This window comes from Corallococcus caeni (genome assembly GCF_036245865.1).
Taxonomy (GTDB): Bacteria; Myxococcota; Myxococcia; order Myxococcales; family Myxococcaceae; genus Corallococcus; species Corallococcus caeni.
The window spans coordinates 195,587-213,683 of the sequence record NZ_BTTW01000011.1 but is presented as its reverse complement, the minus strand read 5'-3'; the positions used below and the strand labels follow the sequence as shown (position 1 = coordinate 213,683).

The window sequence follows — 18,097 nt, the reverse complement described above, 5'->3', positions numbered from 1 at the left end:
TGACCTCGGGTCGAGAGGGGGAGTGGGGGTTCTTCAGAACAGCGCGGACACCACGCCCACGGACAGCGTGGGCATGAACTCCGCGTCCGTGGAGCGGCTGCGGAAGTCCCCGCCGAAGGAGACAGCGTAGGACGTCTTCTCTCCGACGGGAAACTCGGCGCCCAACCGGACGAGGACGGCGGCGTCCAGCTTCCACGCGGGCGGCACGCCGGACAGCGGGTCGCGCTGGATGGGGTCCAGGTCGAAGGCGAAGAGGGCGCGGACGTCCAGGTACGGCCGCCACGCGCGCGGGCCGTCGCCCTGGAAGGACGCCACCAACCCCGGGGCCACGTTCCAGTCGCGCCGGCCGCTCAGGTAGCGCGCGCCCCGGTCCTCCGTGTCCGGGGGGCGCAGGAAGAACGCGCGGCCCCCGTCCGCCACGAGGGCCAGGCTCACGTTCTGGCTGTCCATGAGGGTGAGGCGGGCGCTGGCGCGCAGCTCCGTCATCAGGCCGTAGACGGTGTCCACGCCCAGCCCCAGGTCCAGGGGCTCCAGGACGCCGTACACGGCGCGCGCGGACGCGAAGGGATAGCCCAGCTCCATGCCCACGCCCACGTGTCCGGAGCCCAGCGACCGCCCGCCGTAGAGCCCGTAGCGGTTGGGGGCCTGGGGTGGGCTCGGGGGACGCGGGGGGCGGGGCGGCTTGACGCGGCGTCGCGTGGGCGGGGGCTCGGCGGGCGGTGGCGGTGGGGCGTACCGGGGGGGCGGAGGCGGCGCGGTGACGGCGTCGGAGGCTCCGGGGAAGGCTTCCCAGCCCTCGGCTTCACCCTGGGTGTCGGACGGAGGCTGGACGCGCGTGGGGGCCTCCTCGTTGGGGGCGGCCTGGGGACGGGCGGGCTCCGGGGGTGGGGCTTCGGGAGCGGGCTTGCCGGGTTCGCTCCAGGACTCGTCGGGGGTCGCGCTCCGGGAGGGCGGGACGGGCGTCTGGGCCCGCGCGGGAACGGCCGGCGCCAGGGCCAGGACCGACAGGGTGAGGAGACCGGGGAGGCGCATGGTGGAAGAAGGCAGGCAGCCTAGCCCACGCTCTGGCCCTGAACGAGGCCGGCCTGCCCGACCTCTCTCCCGCCATCCGGTCGCGTCCGGAAAGCGGCAGCCTCGCCACAATGCTGATGACGGGGGCCGGGCCCGGTCTACCATCCGCGCCCGCGCGCATGGCGTCGGTGAGGAGAGCAGACGGGATGAGGGTCGGACGGGGTGCACTGCTGATGGCGCTCGCATTGGGCGCGTGCAGCAAACCCGGTGCGGGCACGGGCACGTCGGATGCGGGGACGCTCACGGGGCTGCCGGGACGGCCGTCCCCGCTGACCGTGCCCTCGTGCGAGGAACTGCTGCCGGCGGACCTGCGCGACCTCACGCTCAACGGCTTCACGATGAAGGAGGACCGCGCGTGTCCAACGTGCGGTCCGCTGTGCTCGCTGCGTTCGGCGGCGATGCCGGACGTGGCCGTGTCGGTGGCGTATGACTGCCAGCCGCACTACGCGAACGCGGATGTTCGCGCGCTGCTCGCGCCCACGCTGAACGCGGGCGGCGAGGAGATTCCGGCGCTGGGCCGCGCCGCCGCGCGCCGCAACCCCGTCCAGGGCATGACGCAGGTGGTGACGTGGGATGACGACACGCCGTGCGTCGTCGTCGTGACCTGGCTGGGGGACGACCCCGACCGTGCGCTGGACGTGGCCCGCCTCGCGGTGACGTCGCACCACGGCATGCTGGATCCGACGGCGGACGCAGGCACGGAGCCTCCGGCCGACGCGGGAGACGGCCTCCTCCTGGATGCGCCGCTGGAGCCGCTGGACAGCCTCACCACGCCGCGCGCGGGGACGACGGACCTGCTCTCCGCGCCCCCGGGCTCGGTGACGCCGCGGCCCGTCCCCGCCCCGCGTCCCGCGGTGAAGGCGCCGGTGGTTCCGAAGCCGGCCACGCCCGGTATCCCCGACGCGGGCTAGGCAGTCATCGCCTGACAGCCCTTCTCAGTAAGGCCACTTCGCGATGGCATAGGCGTGGGTCACCTTGTGATTGAGCCACACGAGCAGCAGCGCCACGGTCCAGCGCATGGCCACGGGGCGCGTGGCCAGCCAGTCACCCGCGACGAACATCACCGGGAAGAGCACCGCGCCGAAGCGGAAGGCATTTCCCAGGTCGCCCTGAGGCAGCATCACTAGCAGCGACAGCAGGGCATAGAGGCCCAGGGCCCGTTCGCGGCGCCACAACACCAATGCGAACACCAGCCACACCGCGCCAAAGGCGTTCCGCAGCACCAGCCAGCCGTTGAAGCCCCGGTGCCAGGCATTGCCGAACCACAATCCCCGGATGGCCTCCCAGAGGGAGTCCACGTGGTTCCACTCCCGCTGCGCCTTCAGGAACATGAACGGATCCCCGGACCGGCTCCACTCGAAGACCAGCAACCCCGCGAACGCCAGCAGCGCCACGCCCCCCATGACGCTGAAGCGCATGAAGCGCTCACGCCATGTCGGCTCGCGCAGGGCCGCCAGGAGCGCCGCGGAGATCGCCACGAAGCAGCCTTGATTGCGGGTGAAGATGCACAGCGAGACCAGGACGGCGGAAGGCAGGAGCCGCCCCCGCGAGGCGCACGCCAGGGCCCCGAACGACAGGAGCAGGAAGAGCCCCTCCGTGTGGTGCGAGTGCAGCGCGAAGCTGGCGGGACCGTAGAGGAACGCGAACCATCCCCACGGCGTCCGCGCCGTCATCCCATGGCCCGGTGGTGCCTGCCGCGCCTCATGCGTGTTCCACGCGATGAACCCCAGCAGGCACGCCGTGGACAGGAGCGTGCCCACGACCTGGGGAGGCAGGGTGCCGCCAAGCCCCAGCCGCACCAGCCAGACCAGGCCTGGGTACAGCGGCAGGAAGGCCCAGAGCGGCCACGAGTACCCGTCCAGGACCAGCGTGCTGTAGTGGTGGGAGTCCCAGCGGTCCAACACCAGGAGCGCGGGGATGCCCCGGTGCCAGGACGTCCAGGCCCAGAGTCCGAAGTGGTGGACCAGGACCAGCAGCACCAACCCCCAGGGCGCGTACGCCATCCCGGGCTGGGACGGACCCGCTGCCTGTGAGGGGGAGCGCATGAGCGGCGGGCACCATGCACACGGCGGGTTCGCGCAGGCAAGCCTCCTGCCTCTTGAACACCGCCGTCTCGCGCCCAGCAGGCGCGGCCATCTCCCAGCGGGGATGACCGCGCCCGTGCGGTTCGCTTCGCGCTACAGCGTCTCCAGGTACGCCACCAGGTCGTCCACGTCCGCGTCGGACAGGTCCGCCGTCATGCCGTGCTGGTTCGACTCGCGGCCGTTCATCAGGCGGGCCCGGAGCGTGGGCGCGCTGCCGTCATGCAGGTACGGCGCGGTGCGGCCCACGCCCAGCAGCGACGGCGTGTTGAGCCCCGACCGGACGACCGCAGCCGCGTCCCGCAGCACGCCCGACAGCACGAACGTGCCCACGTCCGCGTTGGTGTTGTTCGTGAGCGCCGTGCCCGTGTGGCAGGTGTCGCACTTCGCCTGCTTGAAGAGGGAGGCCCCGCGCGCCTGCGCCGCCGTCAGCGGCTCGCCCCGGGACGGGTTGTCCGTCGCGGGGATGGCGTCGATGAACGCGCCCAGCTTCGCCACCGTGTCCGCGTCCAGCTCCTGGCCGCCCATGCGGTCCTTCACCGTGGCGCTCATGAAGTCCCCCAGCGCGGAGAACTCGCCGCTCCAGTGGAAGGGCGCCGTGGCCGTCGTCATGCGGCCCGCCAGGCTGGGCGTCTGGCGCGGCCCGTCCGGGAAGCCCCACACGTGGCCGTCCTCGCGGCCCTCCAGGTGGCACGACGCGCAGGACACCGCCACGGACGGGCTGGTCATCCGCGGATCCACCGCGCTGAAGAACAGCCGCCGGCCCTCCGCAGCCAGCGGCGACAGCGTGTCGCCCGCGATGACCAGGCGCGTGCCCTCTTCGCGGATGTCCCCGGCCCCGCCCACCAGCGTGCTGACCGTGTGGTCGAACGCGTTGTAGACGTACGCCTTGCGCCCGTCCCGCGTGAGCGCGATGCCGTTGGGCCCCGCGCCCACGTCCACCAGCTGCCGCACCGGGCTCGACTCGTTCGGCAGGTCCGACCCGGAGCGCCGCCACGAGGGCAGGATGGCCACGTTGTTCGAGTCCTGGTTCACCAGGAACAGCCACGCGCCCGTGGGGTCCACCACCGCCGCCGCCGGCCCCTGGAGGGGCGCCTTGAACGACGGGCTCGCGATGAGCGACGTGGGGTAGTCCGGCTTCTCCTCCGGCGGCGGCTTGCACTCGTCCAGGTCGTCCACCACCGGCCGGGGCGCCTCGTCCTCCGTGTCGAAGGTCACCAGGCCCGCCGCCACCACGCCGCCGCCCGCCGCCGCGCCGCAGGGCGTCCCGCCGCCGTACATGGAATCGCCCGGGTTCGGGTCGCGGCCGTCCACGGGCCCGCCCAGCGGATCCTCGCGCGACCACAGCACCGGCGCGAAGAGGCGACGTCCATCCGGCGCGCTCAACAGGTCCACCATGCCTCGCGCCCGGAAGGTGCGCGGGCCCTGCCGGGAGTCGGGAAGCTGCGGGGGGTCGATGACCTCGTCCGCCAGGGGGCTGGACACGGAGGACGGCGGCCGGTTGGCCTTCGTGTTCAGGTCCGTGCCGTCGCGCATCACCTTGGGCTTGTTCGCGTCCGACAGGTCCACCGTCACCACGTCGCCCTGCCGGAACAGCGACACCGCCGCCTTGCGGCCGTCCTCCAGCAGCGCGATGCCGCGCGGCTCCTCGCCCAGCGGCAGCTCCCAGCGCACCGTGAGCGTGCCCGTGTCGATGGCGGTGAGGCTGCCCCGCGCGGCGGACTGGTGCGTGGCGCTGTTCACCACGTACAGCGTGCTGCCGTCCGGCGACACCGCGAGCCCCGTGGGCTCCACGCCCACCGGGATGCGCGCGGCCTCCACCGCGTCACCCTTGCGGATGACGGACACGCTCCTGCCGCCCCGGTTCGTCACGTACACGGTGTCGTCCACGCCCACCGCCACGCGCTCCGGGCGCGAGCCCACCCGCACCTCGGAGACCTTCTCCCGGCGGGCGGTGTCCACCACGGCGAGCAGGCCGTTGTCCGCGTCCACCACGTAGAGCAGCGAGTCATCCCGGCTGAGCGCCACGGAGCCGGAGGCGTTGCTCCAGGTGCCCGCCACCTCGCGCTCCTTGCAGCCCGAAAGCACCAGCGTCGTCACCGCGCACAGCGCGGCCCATCCCTGCCGTCGCATCGGAAATGCCATCCCCTCCCGCGAAAGCCTGGCGCGTGCGTCCAGCCCCATCCGCGCGCGGCCCCACGGCCTGTCGGGAGCGTGCCGGCCCAGCTCACACGCCTTCCCGAAGGCCGCATGCTCGCCCACCCGCCCACCCGAAGTCGATGCCCTCCGCACCGGCCGTATGCCTCCCGACAGTGTCGGGAACGCTCCCCCTCCCCCCAAATGCCGCGAGCGCACGGGCGGCGTCGCGTGTAGACACGGGGTGCCGTGTCACGTCCCGCGCCCGTCATCCTCAGCTTCCGACGCACGTTCGCGCTGCTCATCCTGCTGGTCGTGCTGCCCTCGGCCGGCCTGTCCGGCTTCGGCGTCGTGGCCATCATCAACGAGCGCGCGGCGGTGGAGAAACGCCTGGAGGCCGCGTGGCGGGGGACGCTGGCGGACCTGTCCGCGGAGGTGCCCCGCGCGCTCAGCCGCGGACGGCTGGAGCCGGTGGGCAACGAGCGGCTGGCGTTCCTCCTGCCGGACGACCAGGAGCTGTCCGACCCGGAGGGCACCTTCCACGTGGAGAACGGGCTGGTGCGCACCAAGGATCCGCAGCTGGCGGAGGCCCTGGCGGCGCTGGTGCCGGAGGCCGCCTCGCTGCCGACGGCGACCACCGTCTTCTCGCTCGCCACGGGAGGCCGCGCGGTGATGGTGGCCGCCGAGCGCCAGGGCGCCTCCGTGCGCGGCGTGCGGCTGTCGGGCATCGCGCTGGACGGGCTGCTGTCGGAGAAGGCGCAGGGACGGACCACGTCGGAGCCCGTGCGCTTCACGCTGCTGCCCGTGCCGCGCGACACCGCCGGCGAGGGCGGGCTCGTCAACCGGCTGATGTCGGAGGTGGCCCAGGCGCGGCAGAACGCGCTGGGGCCGCCGGTGCTCGCGGAGCGGGTGCTGTCCGCGCCGTTGCAGGACTTCCGCCTGGTGGTGCTCCCCATGGGCGAGGATCCGGTGGCGAGCGCCTCCACGCGCAACCGCGTCGTGTACGGCGTGCTCCTGGGCCTGTTCTACCTGACGCTCACCTTCGGCGTGGCGTACACCGGCCGCGTGCTCTACCGCGAGGCGCGCCTGTCGCGCATGAAGACGGACTTCGTGTCGCTGGTGAGCCATGAGCTGCGCACGCCGCTCACCTCCATCCGCATGTTCATCGAGACGCTGGCCCTGGGCCGGCTGAAGGACCCCGCGCAGACGCAGGAGGTGCTGGACCTGCTCACGAAGGAGACGGAGCGGCTGTCGGACCTCATCGAGCGGGTGCTGGACTGGGCGCGCATCGAGAGCGGCCGCAAGGTGTACCAGCGCGACTCGCTGCCGGTGACGGACGTGGTGGACGCGGCGGTGGCGGCCTTCCGCACCCAGCGGCTGGGCGACGACATGCAGTTCACCGTGGCGGTGGAGGACGGGCTGCCGAAGGTGGACGTGGACCGCGTCGCGCTGGCGGGCGCGCTGCTCAACCTGTTGCAGAATGCCTACAAGTACAGTGGGCCCACCCACCGCAGAATCGCCCTCCGGGCACAGAGAGACGGCGGCTACGTGAACCTGTCGGTGGAGGACAACGGGGTGGGAATCGCCAGGAAGGACCGCAAGCGCATCTTCGAGCGCTTCTACCGGGTGGACAACCTGCTCACGCGCAAGACGGAGGGCAGCGGCCTGGGGCTCGCCATCAGCAAGCGCATCGTGGACGCGCACGGCGGCCGCATCACCGTGAAGAGCGAGCCCGGCCAGGGCAGCTGCTTCACCCTCCAGCTCCCGGTGAGCCGCGCATGAGCACGTCCGTCCCGCAAGAGGAGAAGCCCCGGCGCATCCTGGTGGTGGAGGACGACCTGTCCATCCTCACCGGCGTGTCCATGAACCTGCGCTTCGAGGGCTACGAGGTGCTTCAGGCCCAGGACGGCCGCACCGGCCTGGCCAAGGCGCTGGACGAGGCGCCGGACCTGCTGGTGCTGGACCTGATGCTGCCGGAGCTCAACGGCTACGAGGTCATCCGCGAGCTGCGCCAGCGCGGCCGCGACACGCCCGTGGTGGTGCTGTCCGCGCGGGGCCAGGAGTCGGACAAAATCCTGGGCCTCAACCTGGGCGCGGACGACTACGTGGTGAAGCCCTTCGGGCTCCAGGAGTTGCTCGCGCGCATCAAGGCGGTGCTGCGCCGCCGGTTCGGGGCCACGGGCACCGCGCCGCCGCCGGTGACGTTCGGGGACGTGAAGGTGGACCTGTCGCAGCGCACGGTGGCGCGCGACGGGCAGCCGGTGGACCTGACGGCGCAGGAGTTCAAGCTGCTGGCGCACTTCCTGGCGCACCCGGGCCGCACCTTCACCCGCGAGGAGCTCCTGTCCGGCGCGTGGGGCTACCACTACGAGGGCAGCGCGCGCACGGTGGACAACTTCATGCGCCAGCTGCGGCTGAAGTTCGAAGCGGATCCGGAAGCGCCCCGGCACTTCCTCACGGTGCGCGGGCTGGGCTACCGCTTCGAGCGCTGAAAGGCGCACGCGGCCGTCACGTCCCGGCGACGCCAATCTGGCGCAGGTCCTCCAGGTCGAAGGGCTTGCCGTCGAAGCGGCCGAAGCGCTCGCGCAGGGTGAGGCCGCTGGCGGTGAGGGCGGTCTCTAGTTCCTCCGGGAGGAAGTGGCGCAGCTTGAGGCGGCGGATGGGGCTCTGGCCGCCGGCCGGGCGCCGCTCGCGCAGGTGCAGGGCGAAGAGGGGGCGGCGGGGCTCCACCGCGGCGCCGGGCTCGTCGTCGTCGCGCGGCAGCACGGGTTCGCGCGGGGCGTTGAGCACGTCGTAGATGAAGGTGCCGCCGGGAGCCAGGTGGTGGCGCACGGTGGCGAGGAACGCCTCCAGGTCGTCGCGGCCGGCCATCAGCCCCAGCGCGTGCTGCGGGGCCAATACCAGGGGGAACTGCTCCGGCAGCCGCAGCGCGCGGGGGTCGGCGGCCATGAGGCGCGTGCGCCCGGAGACGTCCGCGGACTCGGAGGCGCGGCGCTCCTCGGCGGAGCGGATCATCGCCTCGGAGGGGTCCACGCCCACGGTGGCGAAGCCATGGCCCGCCAGCGCCCAGGGCACGCGGCCATTGGCGGCGCCCAGCACGAGCACGGGCCCGCCGTGTTCGGAGGCCTGCCGTGTGTAGAAGACGAGGTCCGGCTCCTGTCCCACGAGGGACAGCGGGGTGCGGCCGCGTGCGTCGTTCCCAGCCATTGTCCAGGCCCTAGCACGGTTGGGGGGCGCTTCGGGAACCCGGCGTTCACACATTGGGCAAACGGTTGCCCACCCGGTGTCGCTCCACGGACGCCCACCGACGGCGGCCCGACGGTTCCCGGCCCTCCGGGGCTGGCACCCTCCTTGCCAGGAACGCCTTGAACGAGGAGGTCCGGCAAGGGGACCTTCCGCTGAGCGAGTGTGAGGTGGGCGTCATATGAGGCACGGGTGGCGGTGGACGGGGGCGGTCCTGCTGGTGGGCGCGCTGGGGTGGGCAGGCTGCGGCGGAGACGACGGCGACACGCGGAACGTGGACACGCCGGTGATTCCGGTGACGCCCGTGGAGGACCCGCAGCTGCAGGATGGCGGCACGGGTGAGGTGGACGCGGGCACCGGCACGGACGCGGGGACGGGCACGGATGCCGGGACCGACGCGGGCACGGGCACGGATGCGGGCACCGGCACGGACGCGGGGACGGGCACGGATGCCGGGACCGACGCTGGCACCGGGACGGACGCGGGTGTCCCGGAGAAGGTGCAGACCTATCCCCTGCCCTCGGCGCCGGGCTGGACGTTCTACAACCAGGACATGGGCGCGCCGCGCTACGTGTACGGCATCAGCGCGGACCAGGGCGGAAACGTCTGGGTCGCGGGCGGTGAGGAAGGCCTCTTCCTCATCAAGAAGGGCTCCAACACCATCCAGCGCTTCACGATGTCCGATGGCTTGCGCCCCTACGGCCGCATGCGCGACGGCGTGGGCGGTCCTCCGCCGGGCGTGCCGTACCTCAAGGTCATCTCCGTGGCGGGCGGTCCCGCGGGCACGGTGTTCGTCGGCTACGCCGGCAAGCCGCCCAAGGCGGGCATGCCCACCTGCGAGGACGAGTGGGACCAGTCGGAGAACGACCACCGCGAACCGGACGCGAGCGTCTACAAGAGCGGTGACGCGGACAAGGTGACGCTCAAGGCGGACGGCAAGCTGGATGTCGTGCACTACGACATCCACACCGGCCCCAAGAAGGTGGGCGCCGAGCTGCGCGGGCGCGAGAAGCTCTGCACCGTCTACCGCATCGCCTACGACCCGGTGAAGGAGGTCGTCTGGTTTGGCGGCAACCACGGCTTCGCGATGGGTGACGCGAAGTTCAACGGCATCGTCCCGTCGTATTGCTGGGATCCGCGCCCCTGGACCACGGAGGGCTTCAAGTGGGAGTTCGAGTGCGCGGGTCTCTACGAGCACGTGCACCCCGCCATTTCCGGCTCCAAGGGTGAGCTGCTGTCGGACCGCTACTACGGCATCTCCATCACGGACAATCACGACGTCTTCTTCGGTGGACAGATCCGCTCCACGCGCTTCCGCTACGGCACCAACGGGGACGACTACTGGACGGCCCAGAGCGAGACGGAGGACTCGGGCTACGACTGGAACCGCTTCGACATCTGGCCTGATGCCGTGCCGAACTACCCCACCGCGGCGCAGCGCGTGGACGACAACGTCTCCGGCATGGCTCCGGCGGCCAACGACGGCGTGTGGGTCAGCTCGTTCTACTACGGCCTGGCCCGCCTGAGCGCGAACGGGACCGTGGAGACCAAGGTGATGCAGGACCTGGTCAACTACACGCCCGCCAGCGGCGGCAATCCCGCGATGGCGCCCACGTCCGCCGTGGCGACGGACCCCTGGGATGGCAGCCTCTGGGTGGGCGCCAACTGGTGGGGCGGCATCACCCGCCTGAAGGGCGGCGGCACGGTGAAGTACAGCGGTGACGTCTTCGGCAACGTGCTCACCTCCGCCAGCAGCGTGTCCGACATCCAGTTCGACCGCTCCGCCGGCAAGCGCCGCGTCCTCGTCTCCTTCGAGGGCACCAAGAACGCGAAGACGGGCGTCGTCACCCCGGGCCTCATCGGCATCTACGAAGGCGACTGACGGCGCATCCGCACGGAAGTCCTGACACGGCCGTCCTTCCCGTCACGGGGAGGGCGGCCGTTGCCGTTCATGTCTCCGTCCTCTCGCGCGCCAAGAAAACAATCCGGTGCGCACGCTTTTGACGCGCCGTGCCCGGCTGTCCACCAGCCGGGCACGGCGGTGCCGACAGAAAGCCCGCGCGGGCCCGAAGCCGTCTAGAATCCCGCCCGCTCATGCCCTCCGTGCCTCCCGCCCCCATCCCCACGCACACCGTCGTCGCCGCGCGGGCGCAGGGAGAGCGGCTGTCCGCCCAGCGCTTCCACCTGGTGCTGCTGGACACCGAACGCGCGGGCACCGTGTACCCGCTGGCCACCGAGGACCTGCGCGTCGGCAAGTCCACCGACAACGACGTCGTCATCGACCACCCCACCGTCAGCCGCAACCACCTCGTGGTCCGCCGCCAGGGGGACCGCTTCCTCGTGCAGGACCTGGGCTCCACCAACGGCACCTTCCTGGACGGCGCCCAGGTGCGCGAGGCCTACCTGCGCCCCGGCGCCCTGCTGGAAGTGGGCGACGTGCGCCTGCGCTTCAGCCCGCAGATGGCGCCCGTGCAGGTGGAGCCCACGGTCGAGGACCGGCTGGGCGACCTCGTGGGCCGCAGCGTGCCCATGCGGCAGATCTTCGCGCTGCTCCAGCGCATCGCCCCCACGGACTCCACCGTGCTGCTGGTGGGCGAGACCGGCTCCGGCAAGGGCGCGGGCGCCAAGGCCATCCACAAGTTGAGCCCCCGCGCGGCCGGGCCGCTCGTCGTCTTCGACTGCGCCAGCGTGTCCGACTCCCTCATCGAGTCCGAGCTGTTCGGCCACGAGAAGGGCGCCTTCACCGGCGCGGTGGGCCAGCGCATCGGCTGCCTGGAGCGCGCCCACGGCGGCACCCTCTTCCTGGACGAGATCGACGACCTCGCCCTGGACCTGCAGCCCAAGCTCTTGCGCGCCATCGAGGACCGCGAGTTCCGCCGCCTGGGCTCCTCCACGCCCATCTCCTTCGACGCGCGCATCGTCGTGGCCAGCAAGAAGGACCTGTGGGCGGAGACGCAGGCGGGTCGCTTCCGCGAGGACCTCTACTTCCGTCTGTCTGTCTTCACCGTCAGCCTGCCGCCCCTGCGCGACCGCAAGGAGGACATCCCGCTGCTCGTGGAGGCCTTCGCGGGCGAGGGCCTCTGGCCCCGGCTGCCGGAGAAGATTCAGGAGCAGTTCCTGGGGCACACCTGGCCGGGCAACGTGCGCGAACTGCGCAACGCCCTGGAGCGCGCCCGGCACATGGTGGACATCCCCGGCCTCACCGGGGACAACCTGCTGCGCGAGTTCACCCGCGACGTGCCCACCCCCGCCGGGGACTTCCTGCCGGTGGAGTTCACCGGGCCCTTCAAAGTGTGCAAGGACGAACTCGTCCGTGCCTTCGAGCGCGAGTACCTCACGCGCCTGCTGGGCCGCGCCCGGGGCAACATCGCCCGCGCCGCCCGCGAGGCGGAGCTGGACCGCAAGCACCTCTATTCGCTCCTGCACAAGTACGGGCTGGTTCAGAGCGAGCCGGACTGAGCCTTCGTGGCATGGTGGCGGCCGCTTCCGCGGTCCCCCATTCCCCAGGAGGGCTTCATGAAGATGCGTCCGTCCCGCTGGCTCGGTGTGCTGTGCGCGGGTGTCCTGATGATGAATGCCACCGGCTGCTTCGGCTCGTTCAAGCTCACGCAGAAGATCTGGCAGTTCAACAAGGGCATCTCCGGCAACAAGTTCGTCCAGTGGCTGGTGTTCCTCGTGTTCATCGTGGTGCCCGTCTATGAGATTGGCACGCTGGTGGACGCCATCGTCGTCAACAGCATCGAGTTCTGGACCGGCGGCAACCCGGTGAGCAGCGTGGAGGGGGAAGACTCCAACACGCGCATCGTGAAGCTCAGCCCCACCGACACGCTGAAGATGTCCCGCGACGTGGAGTCCGGCGTGATGCGCCTGGAGCTCCAGCGCGAGGGCCAGGAGCCGCTGGTGCGCTACTTCGAGCCGCTGGAAGACGGCATGGTCGCGCGCGACGAGGCGGGCGCCCTGCTCATCCGCGCCCAGGGACAAGCGGACGGCGCGGTGAAGGTGACGGACGCCACCGGCACCACCGTGACGGTGCACGCGCGGGACGCGGTGGACACCGCGCGCCAGCTCTTCCTGGACGGCGGCGCGCCGGCGCTCGCGCAGTTCGCCACGCACCAGGGACAGCTCTCCCAGGGCATGGCGACGCTCGACACCTGCACGCCGTGAGACAGGACGTCAGGGCTTCCGGCGCCTTCCACCGGAAGCCCTGAGGTGAATCAGGGCGCGGGCTCGTCGACCACCACGTCGCCCAGGTCCGGACCGAAGCCCGCGTCGAGCGCCATGGAGTTGAACGTCCCCTCCATGCTGCGCCCCGCGCCGTAGCCGTCGCCCTTCTTGAAGGACAGGGAGAAGTCCCCGCGCGTGGCTTCTCCCACGTTGCCGCCTTCGTCCAACACCAGGTCGCCCCGCTCCACCTGGGTGAAGGCGCGCGCGGGCTCGCCCGCGGCCACGTGCACCACCGACGCGCGGTCGCGGCCGGACGGCGTGGTGCCGCCCAGCTGCACCTTCGTGCCCGGCTTCAGGTCCACGCCTTCGGTGTCCACGGTGAGCCGCGCGACCAGGTCCACGTCCAGGCCGTTGTTGCGGAAGTAGCTCACCTGGAGCGCCTCCGGGTTGCGGCGGATCTCCACGCGCGACACGTCCGTGACGGGGAACAGCTCCGACACGCTGCCGGACAGCTCGTTGTCTCCGCGGCATGCGACGGCGCCAGCGCCCAGCAGGCCCGCGAGCCCCAGCGCCATCACGGCGCGTCCCGCGAGGCTCACCGCTCCACCGCCAGCGTCAGGGCCTGCGTGCCGCTCGCGCGGTAGAGCACCACGCGCTGTCCCGTGGAGAGGAACGCCAGCTTCGGCGACCAGCCACCCACCGTGTCCACCGTCACCTCGCGCCACTGGTCCTCCACGCGCGTGGCGATGACGAGCGCGTCGTCCGACGGCGAGCAACTGCCCTCGTTGCGCCCGGACTCCAGCGAGCAGATGTGGAACGCGATGGACGGGTCGTGCGTCTTCGGGTCGAACGCGAGCGACGGGTACCAGCCGCCGGAGCCCGTCTGGTACACGGGGTCCGGCGTCGTCCAGTCCTGCGCCGCCGCGCACTTCGTCCCCGTCTTGCCGTCGCAGGTGATGAGCGTGAGCCGGCTGGTGAAGCGGTCCACCGCCGCGATGCCGAAGCCGACGGTGGGGTCATACGCCATCGACGCGCCCAGCATGGTATTGCCCACCGCCTGCACCTGCACCGGCGGCGTCCACGTGGTGCCGTCCGGGTTGCGGCGTTGGAAGTACACGTTCTGCCCCGGCGCGTCCGCGGCCCCGAAGGCTTGGTCGAACACCAGCGCCGGCTGGCCGTCCGCCATCAGCATCTGGAGGTGCCCGCCGTACGCGCCCTTCTGGTCGCCGCCCGACGCCACCACCCGGTGCTGCCACGCCGTGGGCCCGCCGCTGGCCAGTTCCACGTCGCTGCCCGCCCAGTCCTGCTGCGGGAACTGCCCGTTGTGCCCGTCGCGGTAGACGACCAGCGCCTGGCTGCCGCTGAAGACGATGGAGGGATTGAGCCCCACGAGGTAGCCCGTGTCGCTCACCGCGTTGCCCGCCACGGCCTCGTCGCCCTTGGTGACCGCGACGCGCTCCGTCCAGGTGCCGTTCGCGTCGCGATAGGACACCGCCAGGTCGCTCTGGAGCCAGAAGACGGATTGATCACTCCCGCCGCCCAGGTAGCTCACCGCGGGCTGCCCCGTGGGGCTGAACGCCAGCGACACGCCGTAGACGCGCTGCACGGTGGCGATCTTCTCCGCCGTCGCCTGCACCTGGCCGTCCCTCACCTCGCGGTAGCGAAGCTCGGAGTCCTTGTCGTTCACCTTCACGTAGTACGCGATGCCGATGCGGTCGTCCGGGCCCACCGCCATCGCGATGTTGGAGATGGCGAGCTGCTCGCTCGGCCCCGTGTCCACCGTCAGCCGCACGAAGGGCGTGTCCGTCGTTCCGCCATCGTTCTGCGGATTCGTGCCCGCGTCCGGGTTGGCCGGCTTGCCGCCGCCACATCCCAGCGCGAGCGCCGCTCCCAGTAGCCACGCGTGCCGTTTCATGCGGTTCTTCTCCTTGGTTCAGTCGGCCCAGTTGAGCGCGCCATCCTACGCCAGCCGCGCGCGTTGTCCGTCACGCCTCGCGGTGTGACATCGCATCACGCACGCGGTGGGCGGCCAACCGACCCCGGCGCCAACCTCCGTGCCGTGAAGCACGCGCACCTGGGTTAGGCTGCCACGCCATGGCTCGCGCGCGTTCGCTCCCCCCGAAGCTGTCCCGGCGCACCTTCATCCAGCGGCTCACCTTCTTCGGCGGCGGCGTCGTGCTGCTGGGCGCCGCCGCGTGTAAACGTTCGAAGGAAGCGGAAGCGCCCAAGCCCGCGGAGCCCACCGGCACCACCTCCGCCGGGCAGGCCCTGCGCACCTTCTCCGCCTTCGAGTACGCCGTCGTCGTCGCGGCCACGGAGCGGCTCCTGCCCCGCGACGAGGACCCCGGCGCCCAGGACGCGGACGTGGCGCTCTACATCGACCGCATCCTGGAGACGCAGGGGCTCCAGGCCATGCACCGCGACTTCCTCCAGGGACTGGCGGCGCTGGAGCGCCGCGCGCAGCGCATGTTCCAGAAGGGCTTCGCCCAGGCCACGCCCGCCCAGCAGGACGAACTGCTCGCCATCTTCAAGGACAGCCCGGCCGGCAGCGGCGAGGCCCACTTCTTCGAGCTGTTGATGACGCTCAGCCTGGAGGGCTTCCTGGGCGACCCGTCCTACGGCGGCAACAAGGGGCGCGTGGGCTGGCGGCTGATGGGCTTCGACACCGTGGGCACCCTCGCCATGGCGCCACCCGAGGGCTACGACGGGCCCAAGTGCCTGCGCGAGTGCGGAGGTCACCACCCGTGAGCCTGCCTTCCGTGGACGTGTGCATCGTGGGCAGCGGCGCGGGCGGTGCGCCGCTCGCGCTGGAGCTGGGCCGCGCGGGCTTCAAGGTCGTGGTGCTGGAGAAGGGCCGCCACTACCAACCCAAGGACTTCGTCCACGACGAGATCCTCAACAGCCGCCGCAACTTCTTCATGCCGCTGCCGTGGGAGGAGCCGCACTTGGTGCGCCAGGGGCCCAAGGCCCGCTACGAGCGCAGCAACGCCGCGTGGACCGCCAACTGCGTGGGAGGCGGCACCGTGCACATGAGCGGCTTCTTCTACCGCCTCAAGCCGGTGGACTTCCGCCTGCGCTCCACGCTGGGCGCCGTGCCCGGCACCACCGTGGCGGACTGGCCCATCTCCTACGAGGAGCTGGCCCCCTTCTACGACAAGGCGGAGGCGGAGCTGGGCGTGTCCGGCCAGGCCATCCCCCACCCCTTCGCCGAACCCCGCAGCGGCCCCTACCCGCTGCCGCCCCTGGACGTGCACCCGGTGGCGTCTGAAATCGACAAGGCGTGCTCGGCGCTGGGCTGGCACGCGCTGCCCACCGCGCGCGGCATCATCAGCAAGGCCTACAAGGGCCGCGCTCCGTGCGCGTACTGCGCGCTGTGCGGCAGCTACGGCTGCGAGACGGGCGCCAAGAGCAGCACGCTCGCGAGCCTCATCCCCAACGCCATCGCCACCGGCAACGTGGAGGTGCGCCCGGGCTGCATGGCGCGCTCCATCGAAGTGGACCGGCAGGGCCGCGCGAAGAGCGTGGTGTACCTGGACCCAGAGGGCGTCGCGCAGGAGCAGCCCGCGAAGGTCATCATCGCCTCCGCCACCGCCGTGGAGAGCGCGCGCCTCCTGATCAACTCCACCTCCGCGCGCTTCCCCAACGGGCTCGCCAACGGCAGCGGGCTCGTGGGCAGGAACCTCCTCTTCAGCTCCTTCGGCGGCTCGCGGGCGCACTTCCGTGTGTCGAAGCAGAAGGCCGCGCGCCCGTGGCTCACGGACCCCGCGCCCTTCGTGAACCGCAGCCTCCAGGACTTCTACGTGATGCCGGACGCGCGCCACGGCTTCCGCAAGGGCGGCACGCTGGGCTTCATGTGGGCGCACCCCAACCCCATCTACGCGGCGGTGGGGCTGGCGGGCAGCGGCAAGTCCGGCGTGTTCGGCAAGGAGCTGAAGGACCGCATGCGCGCGTACCGCGACTCGCGCATCCTCGAGTTCGAGGTCTACGCGGAGTTCCTCCCCACGCCCGGCACCTCCGTCACGGTGGAGCCCGGCGTGAAGGACAAGTACGGCATCCCCGTGGCCGCCATCACGCTGGACCGGCACCCGGCGGACTTCGCCGCCACGCGCTTCCTCGTCGAGCGCGGGGAAGAAGTGCTGCTGCGCCTGGACCCGGACAGCGTGGAGCGCGTGGGCACACAGGGCGAAACCACCATCCTCCAGCACGGCACCTGCCGCTTCGGCGACGACCCGGCGGCCTCCGTGCTGGACAAGCACTGCCGCGCGCACGAGGTGCCCAACCTCTACGTCGTGGACGGCAGCTTCATGCCCTCGGGCGGCAGCGTGCCCTCCACGCTCACCATCGCGGCCAACAGCTTCCGCGTGGCGGACCACCTGGTGCGCACGCTCAAGGGCTGAAGCCGCACGACGCCGCTGCTACTGGATGCGCAGCGGCGTCACGTCCACCTTCACCACGTAGCGCGCTTGCATGTCGGAGTCGAACTCCACCAGGTGGTCACCCACGCCGGTGACGTCCGCCTGCTGCGTGAAGACGCCGAACTTCTCCATCTGGTCCAGCGCCGCGCGGCCCGTGGAGGCCTTGCGCTGCCGCGCGCGGCAGCCCTCCTCGTGCACGGTGATGGCGGTCTCCTCGCCCGCGGCCGTCACCTCCTCCAGGTAGAAGCTCACCTTGATGGTGGAGGCCTCCGGCACGCGCACCAGCACCTGCCCGCGGCCGGGGAAGCGCCCTTCGGCGTAGCTCTCCGGCCCGAGGATGCAGCCCGCGTACTCACTGCACACGGGCCAGGACGCCTTGCAGACATCCAGCACGCGCGCGCCGATGAAGTCATCCCGCGAGCCGCCGCACGCGACGAGCATCAATCCCATCACCGCGCACGCCAGTCGCGAGACATTCCGTGTTACAACACCAGACATTCTTCTGAACCTCACCGAGGAGTGGATGTCCATGCGCCTGCGCAACCTGTGGCTGCCTCTCACCATCATCGCCCTGGCGGGCTGCGGAGACGAAACCGAGGAGCTGCCCAACACGCCGCAGCTGATCATCGACCGCACGGAGCTGAGCTTCGACACGGAGTTCTCCGCGGGGACCTACGTGGGGGCGACGACCTTCAACACGCTCTACATCGAGAACCGCGGCCTCCAGACGCTGGAGCTCAACGAGGCCTCCCTCTCCGGCCCCAGCGTCTTCACCATGAAGAAGCCGGACACGTGGCCGGAGAACGGGCCCATGAAGCTGGAGACCTACCAGCGCACCTTCATCGAGGTCGCCTTCAAGCCCAACGCCGCCAAGGAGTTCACCGGCACGCTCACCCTCAAGTCCAACGCCGCCAACGGGGACACGCGGGAGCTGGCGCTCAAGGGCAAGGGCATCGCCCGGTAGCCGGAGCGGCGCCCCCGGCGGCG

At 71.5% G+C, this 18,097-nt stretch carries 16 protein-coding genes; 9 read left to right on the top strand and 7 right to left on the bottom strand.

Annotation, left to right across the window (positions count from 1 at the left end; genetic code table 11):
* Positions 1-33 precede the first annotated feature (33 nt).
* On the bottom strand, positions 34-1,032 hold the full coding sequence (locus AABA78_RS35145; protein ID WP_338269840.1) for a hypothetical protein: 999 nt from the start codon (positions 1,030-1,032) through the stop codon (positions 34-36).
* A gap of 185 nt (positions 1,033-1,217) precedes the next feature.
* On the opposite strand from AABA78_RS35145, the gene AABA78_RS35140 reads away from it, so the two are divergent.
* Complete coding sequence (locus AABA78_RS35140; RefSeq protein ID WP_338269839.1) at positions 1,218-1,982, top strand: hypothetical protein; 765 nt, start codon at positions 1,218-1,220, stop codon at positions 1,980-1,982.
* 24 nt (positions 1,983-2,006) lie between these two features.
* Here the strand turns inward: AABA78_RS35140 and AABA78_RS35135 are convergent, their stop codons facing one another.
* Together AABA78_RS35135 and AABA78_RS35130 are read right to left on the bottom strand one after the other, a co-directional pair.
* On the bottom strand, positions 2,007-3,116 hold the full coding sequence (locus tag AABA78_RS35135) for a hypothetical protein (RefSeq protein WP_338269838.1): 1,110 nt from the start codon (positions 3,114-3,116) through the stop codon (positions 2,007-2,009).
* Positions 3,117-3,248: 132 nt separating this feature from the next.
* Entirely contained in the window at positions 3,249-5,285 is a 2,037-nt protein-coding gene (locus AABA78_RS35130; protein WP_338269837.1) for a c-type cytochrome, read from the bottom strand.
* A gap of 252 nt (positions 5,286-5,537) precedes the next feature.
* On the opposite strand from AABA78_RS35130, the gene AABA78_RS35125 reads away from it, so the two are divergent.
* Both AABA78_RS35125 and AABA78_RS35120 read left to right on the top strand, forming a co-directional pair.
* On the top strand, positions 5,538-7,070 hold the full coding sequence (locus tag AABA78_RS35125) for a sensor histidine kinase (RefSeq protein ID WP_338269836.1): 1,533 nt from the start codon (positions 5,538-5,540) through the stop codon (positions 7,068-7,070).
* On the top strand, positions 7,067-7,780 hold the full coding sequence (locus tag AABA78_RS35120) for a response regulator transcription factor (protein ID WP_120529848.1): 714 nt from the start codon (positions 7,067-7,069) through the stop codon (positions 7,778-7,780). The genes AABA78_RS35125 and AABA78_RS35120 overlap by 4 nt, the downstream gene beginning before the upstream one ends.
* 16 nt (positions 7,781-7,796) lie before the next feature.
* Here AABA78_RS35120 and AABA78_RS35115 read toward each other — a convergent pair whose 3' ends face one another.
* Entirely contained in the window at positions 7,797-8,495 is a 699-nt protein-coding gene (locus AABA78_RS35115; protein ID WP_171422047.1) for a class I SAM-dependent methyltransferase, read from the bottom strand.
* Positions 8,496-8,712: 217 nt separating this feature from the next.
* Between AABA78_RS35115 and AABA78_RS35110 the strand changes: the two genes are divergently transcribed.
* The 3 genes from AABA78_RS35110 (at position 8,713) to AABA78_RS35100 (ending at position 12,695) form a co-directional block, all read left to right on the top strand.
* A complete protein-coding gene (locus tag AABA78_RS35110) occupies positions 8,713-10,413 on the top strand; it encodes a hypothetical protein (protein WP_338269835.1) in 1,701 nt (566 codons plus the stop codon).
* 212 nt (positions 10,414-10,625) lie between these two features.
* Entirely contained in the window at positions 10,626-11,990 is a 1,365-nt protein-coding gene (locus tag AABA78_RS35105) for a sigma 54-interacting transcriptional regulator (RefSeq protein WP_171420778.1), read from the top strand.
* A 57-nt stretch (positions 11,991-12,047) separates the two neighbouring features.
* Positions 12,048-12,695: a DUF3332 domain-containing protein gene (locus tag AABA78_RS35100; RefSeq protein ID WP_338269834.1), complete on the top strand. Its 648-nt coding sequence runs from the start codon at positions 12,048-12,050 to the stop codon at positions 12,693-12,695.
* Between the two features lie 50 nt (positions 12,696-12,745).
* Here AABA78_RS35100 and AABA78_RS35095 read toward each other — a convergent pair whose 3' ends face one another.
* Positions 12,746-13,294, bottom strand: a complete 549-nt coding sequence (locus AABA78_RS35095; protein ID WP_338269833.1) for a hypothetical protein — start codon at positions 13,292-13,294, stop codon at positions 12,746-12,748.
* Positions 13,291-14,610, bottom strand: coding sequence for a hypothetical protein (locus AABA78_RS35090; RefSeq protein ID WP_338269832.1), 1,320 nt, complete (start codon positions 14,608-14,610; stop codon positions 13,291-13,293). Before AABA78_RS35090 ends, AABA78_RS35095 begins: the two co-directional genes overlap by 4 nt.
* 179 nt (positions 14,611-14,789) lie before the next feature.
* Here AABA78_RS35090 and AABA78_RS35085 point away from each other — a divergent pair, with 179 nt between their 5' ends.
* On the top strand, positions 14,790-15,443 hold the full coding sequence (locus AABA78_RS35085) for a gluconate 2-dehydrogenase subunit 3 family protein (protein ID WP_338269831.1): 654 nt from the start codon (positions 14,790-14,792) through the stop codon (positions 15,441-15,443).
* Positions 15,440-17,092 (top strand): GMC family oxidoreductase, encoded by a 1,653-nt coding sequence (locus AABA78_RS35080; protein ID WP_338269830.1) that lies wholly within the window; start codon positions 15,440-15,442, stop codon positions 17,090-17,092. The genes AABA78_RS35085 and AABA78_RS35080 overlap by 4 nt, the downstream gene beginning before the upstream one ends.
* A gap of 18 nt (positions 17,093-17,110) precedes the next feature.
* Here the strand turns inward: AABA78_RS35080 and AABA78_RS35075 are convergent, their stop codons facing one another.
* On the bottom strand, positions 17,111-17,560 hold the full coding sequence (locus tag AABA78_RS35075) for a hypothetical protein (RefSeq protein ID WP_171420775.1): 450 nt from the start codon (positions 17,558-17,560) through the stop codon (positions 17,111-17,113).
* A 79-nt stretch (positions 17,561-17,639) separates the two neighbouring features.
* On the opposite strand from AABA78_RS35075, the gene AABA78_RS35070 reads away from it, so the two are divergent.
* Positions 17,640-18,074: a hypothetical protein gene (locus AABA78_RS35070; RefSeq protein ID WP_338269829.1), complete on the top strand. Its 435-nt coding sequence runs from the start codon at positions 17,640-17,642 to the stop codon at positions 18,072-18,074.
* The last annotated feature ends 23 nt before the right edge of the window (positions 18,075-18,097 follow it).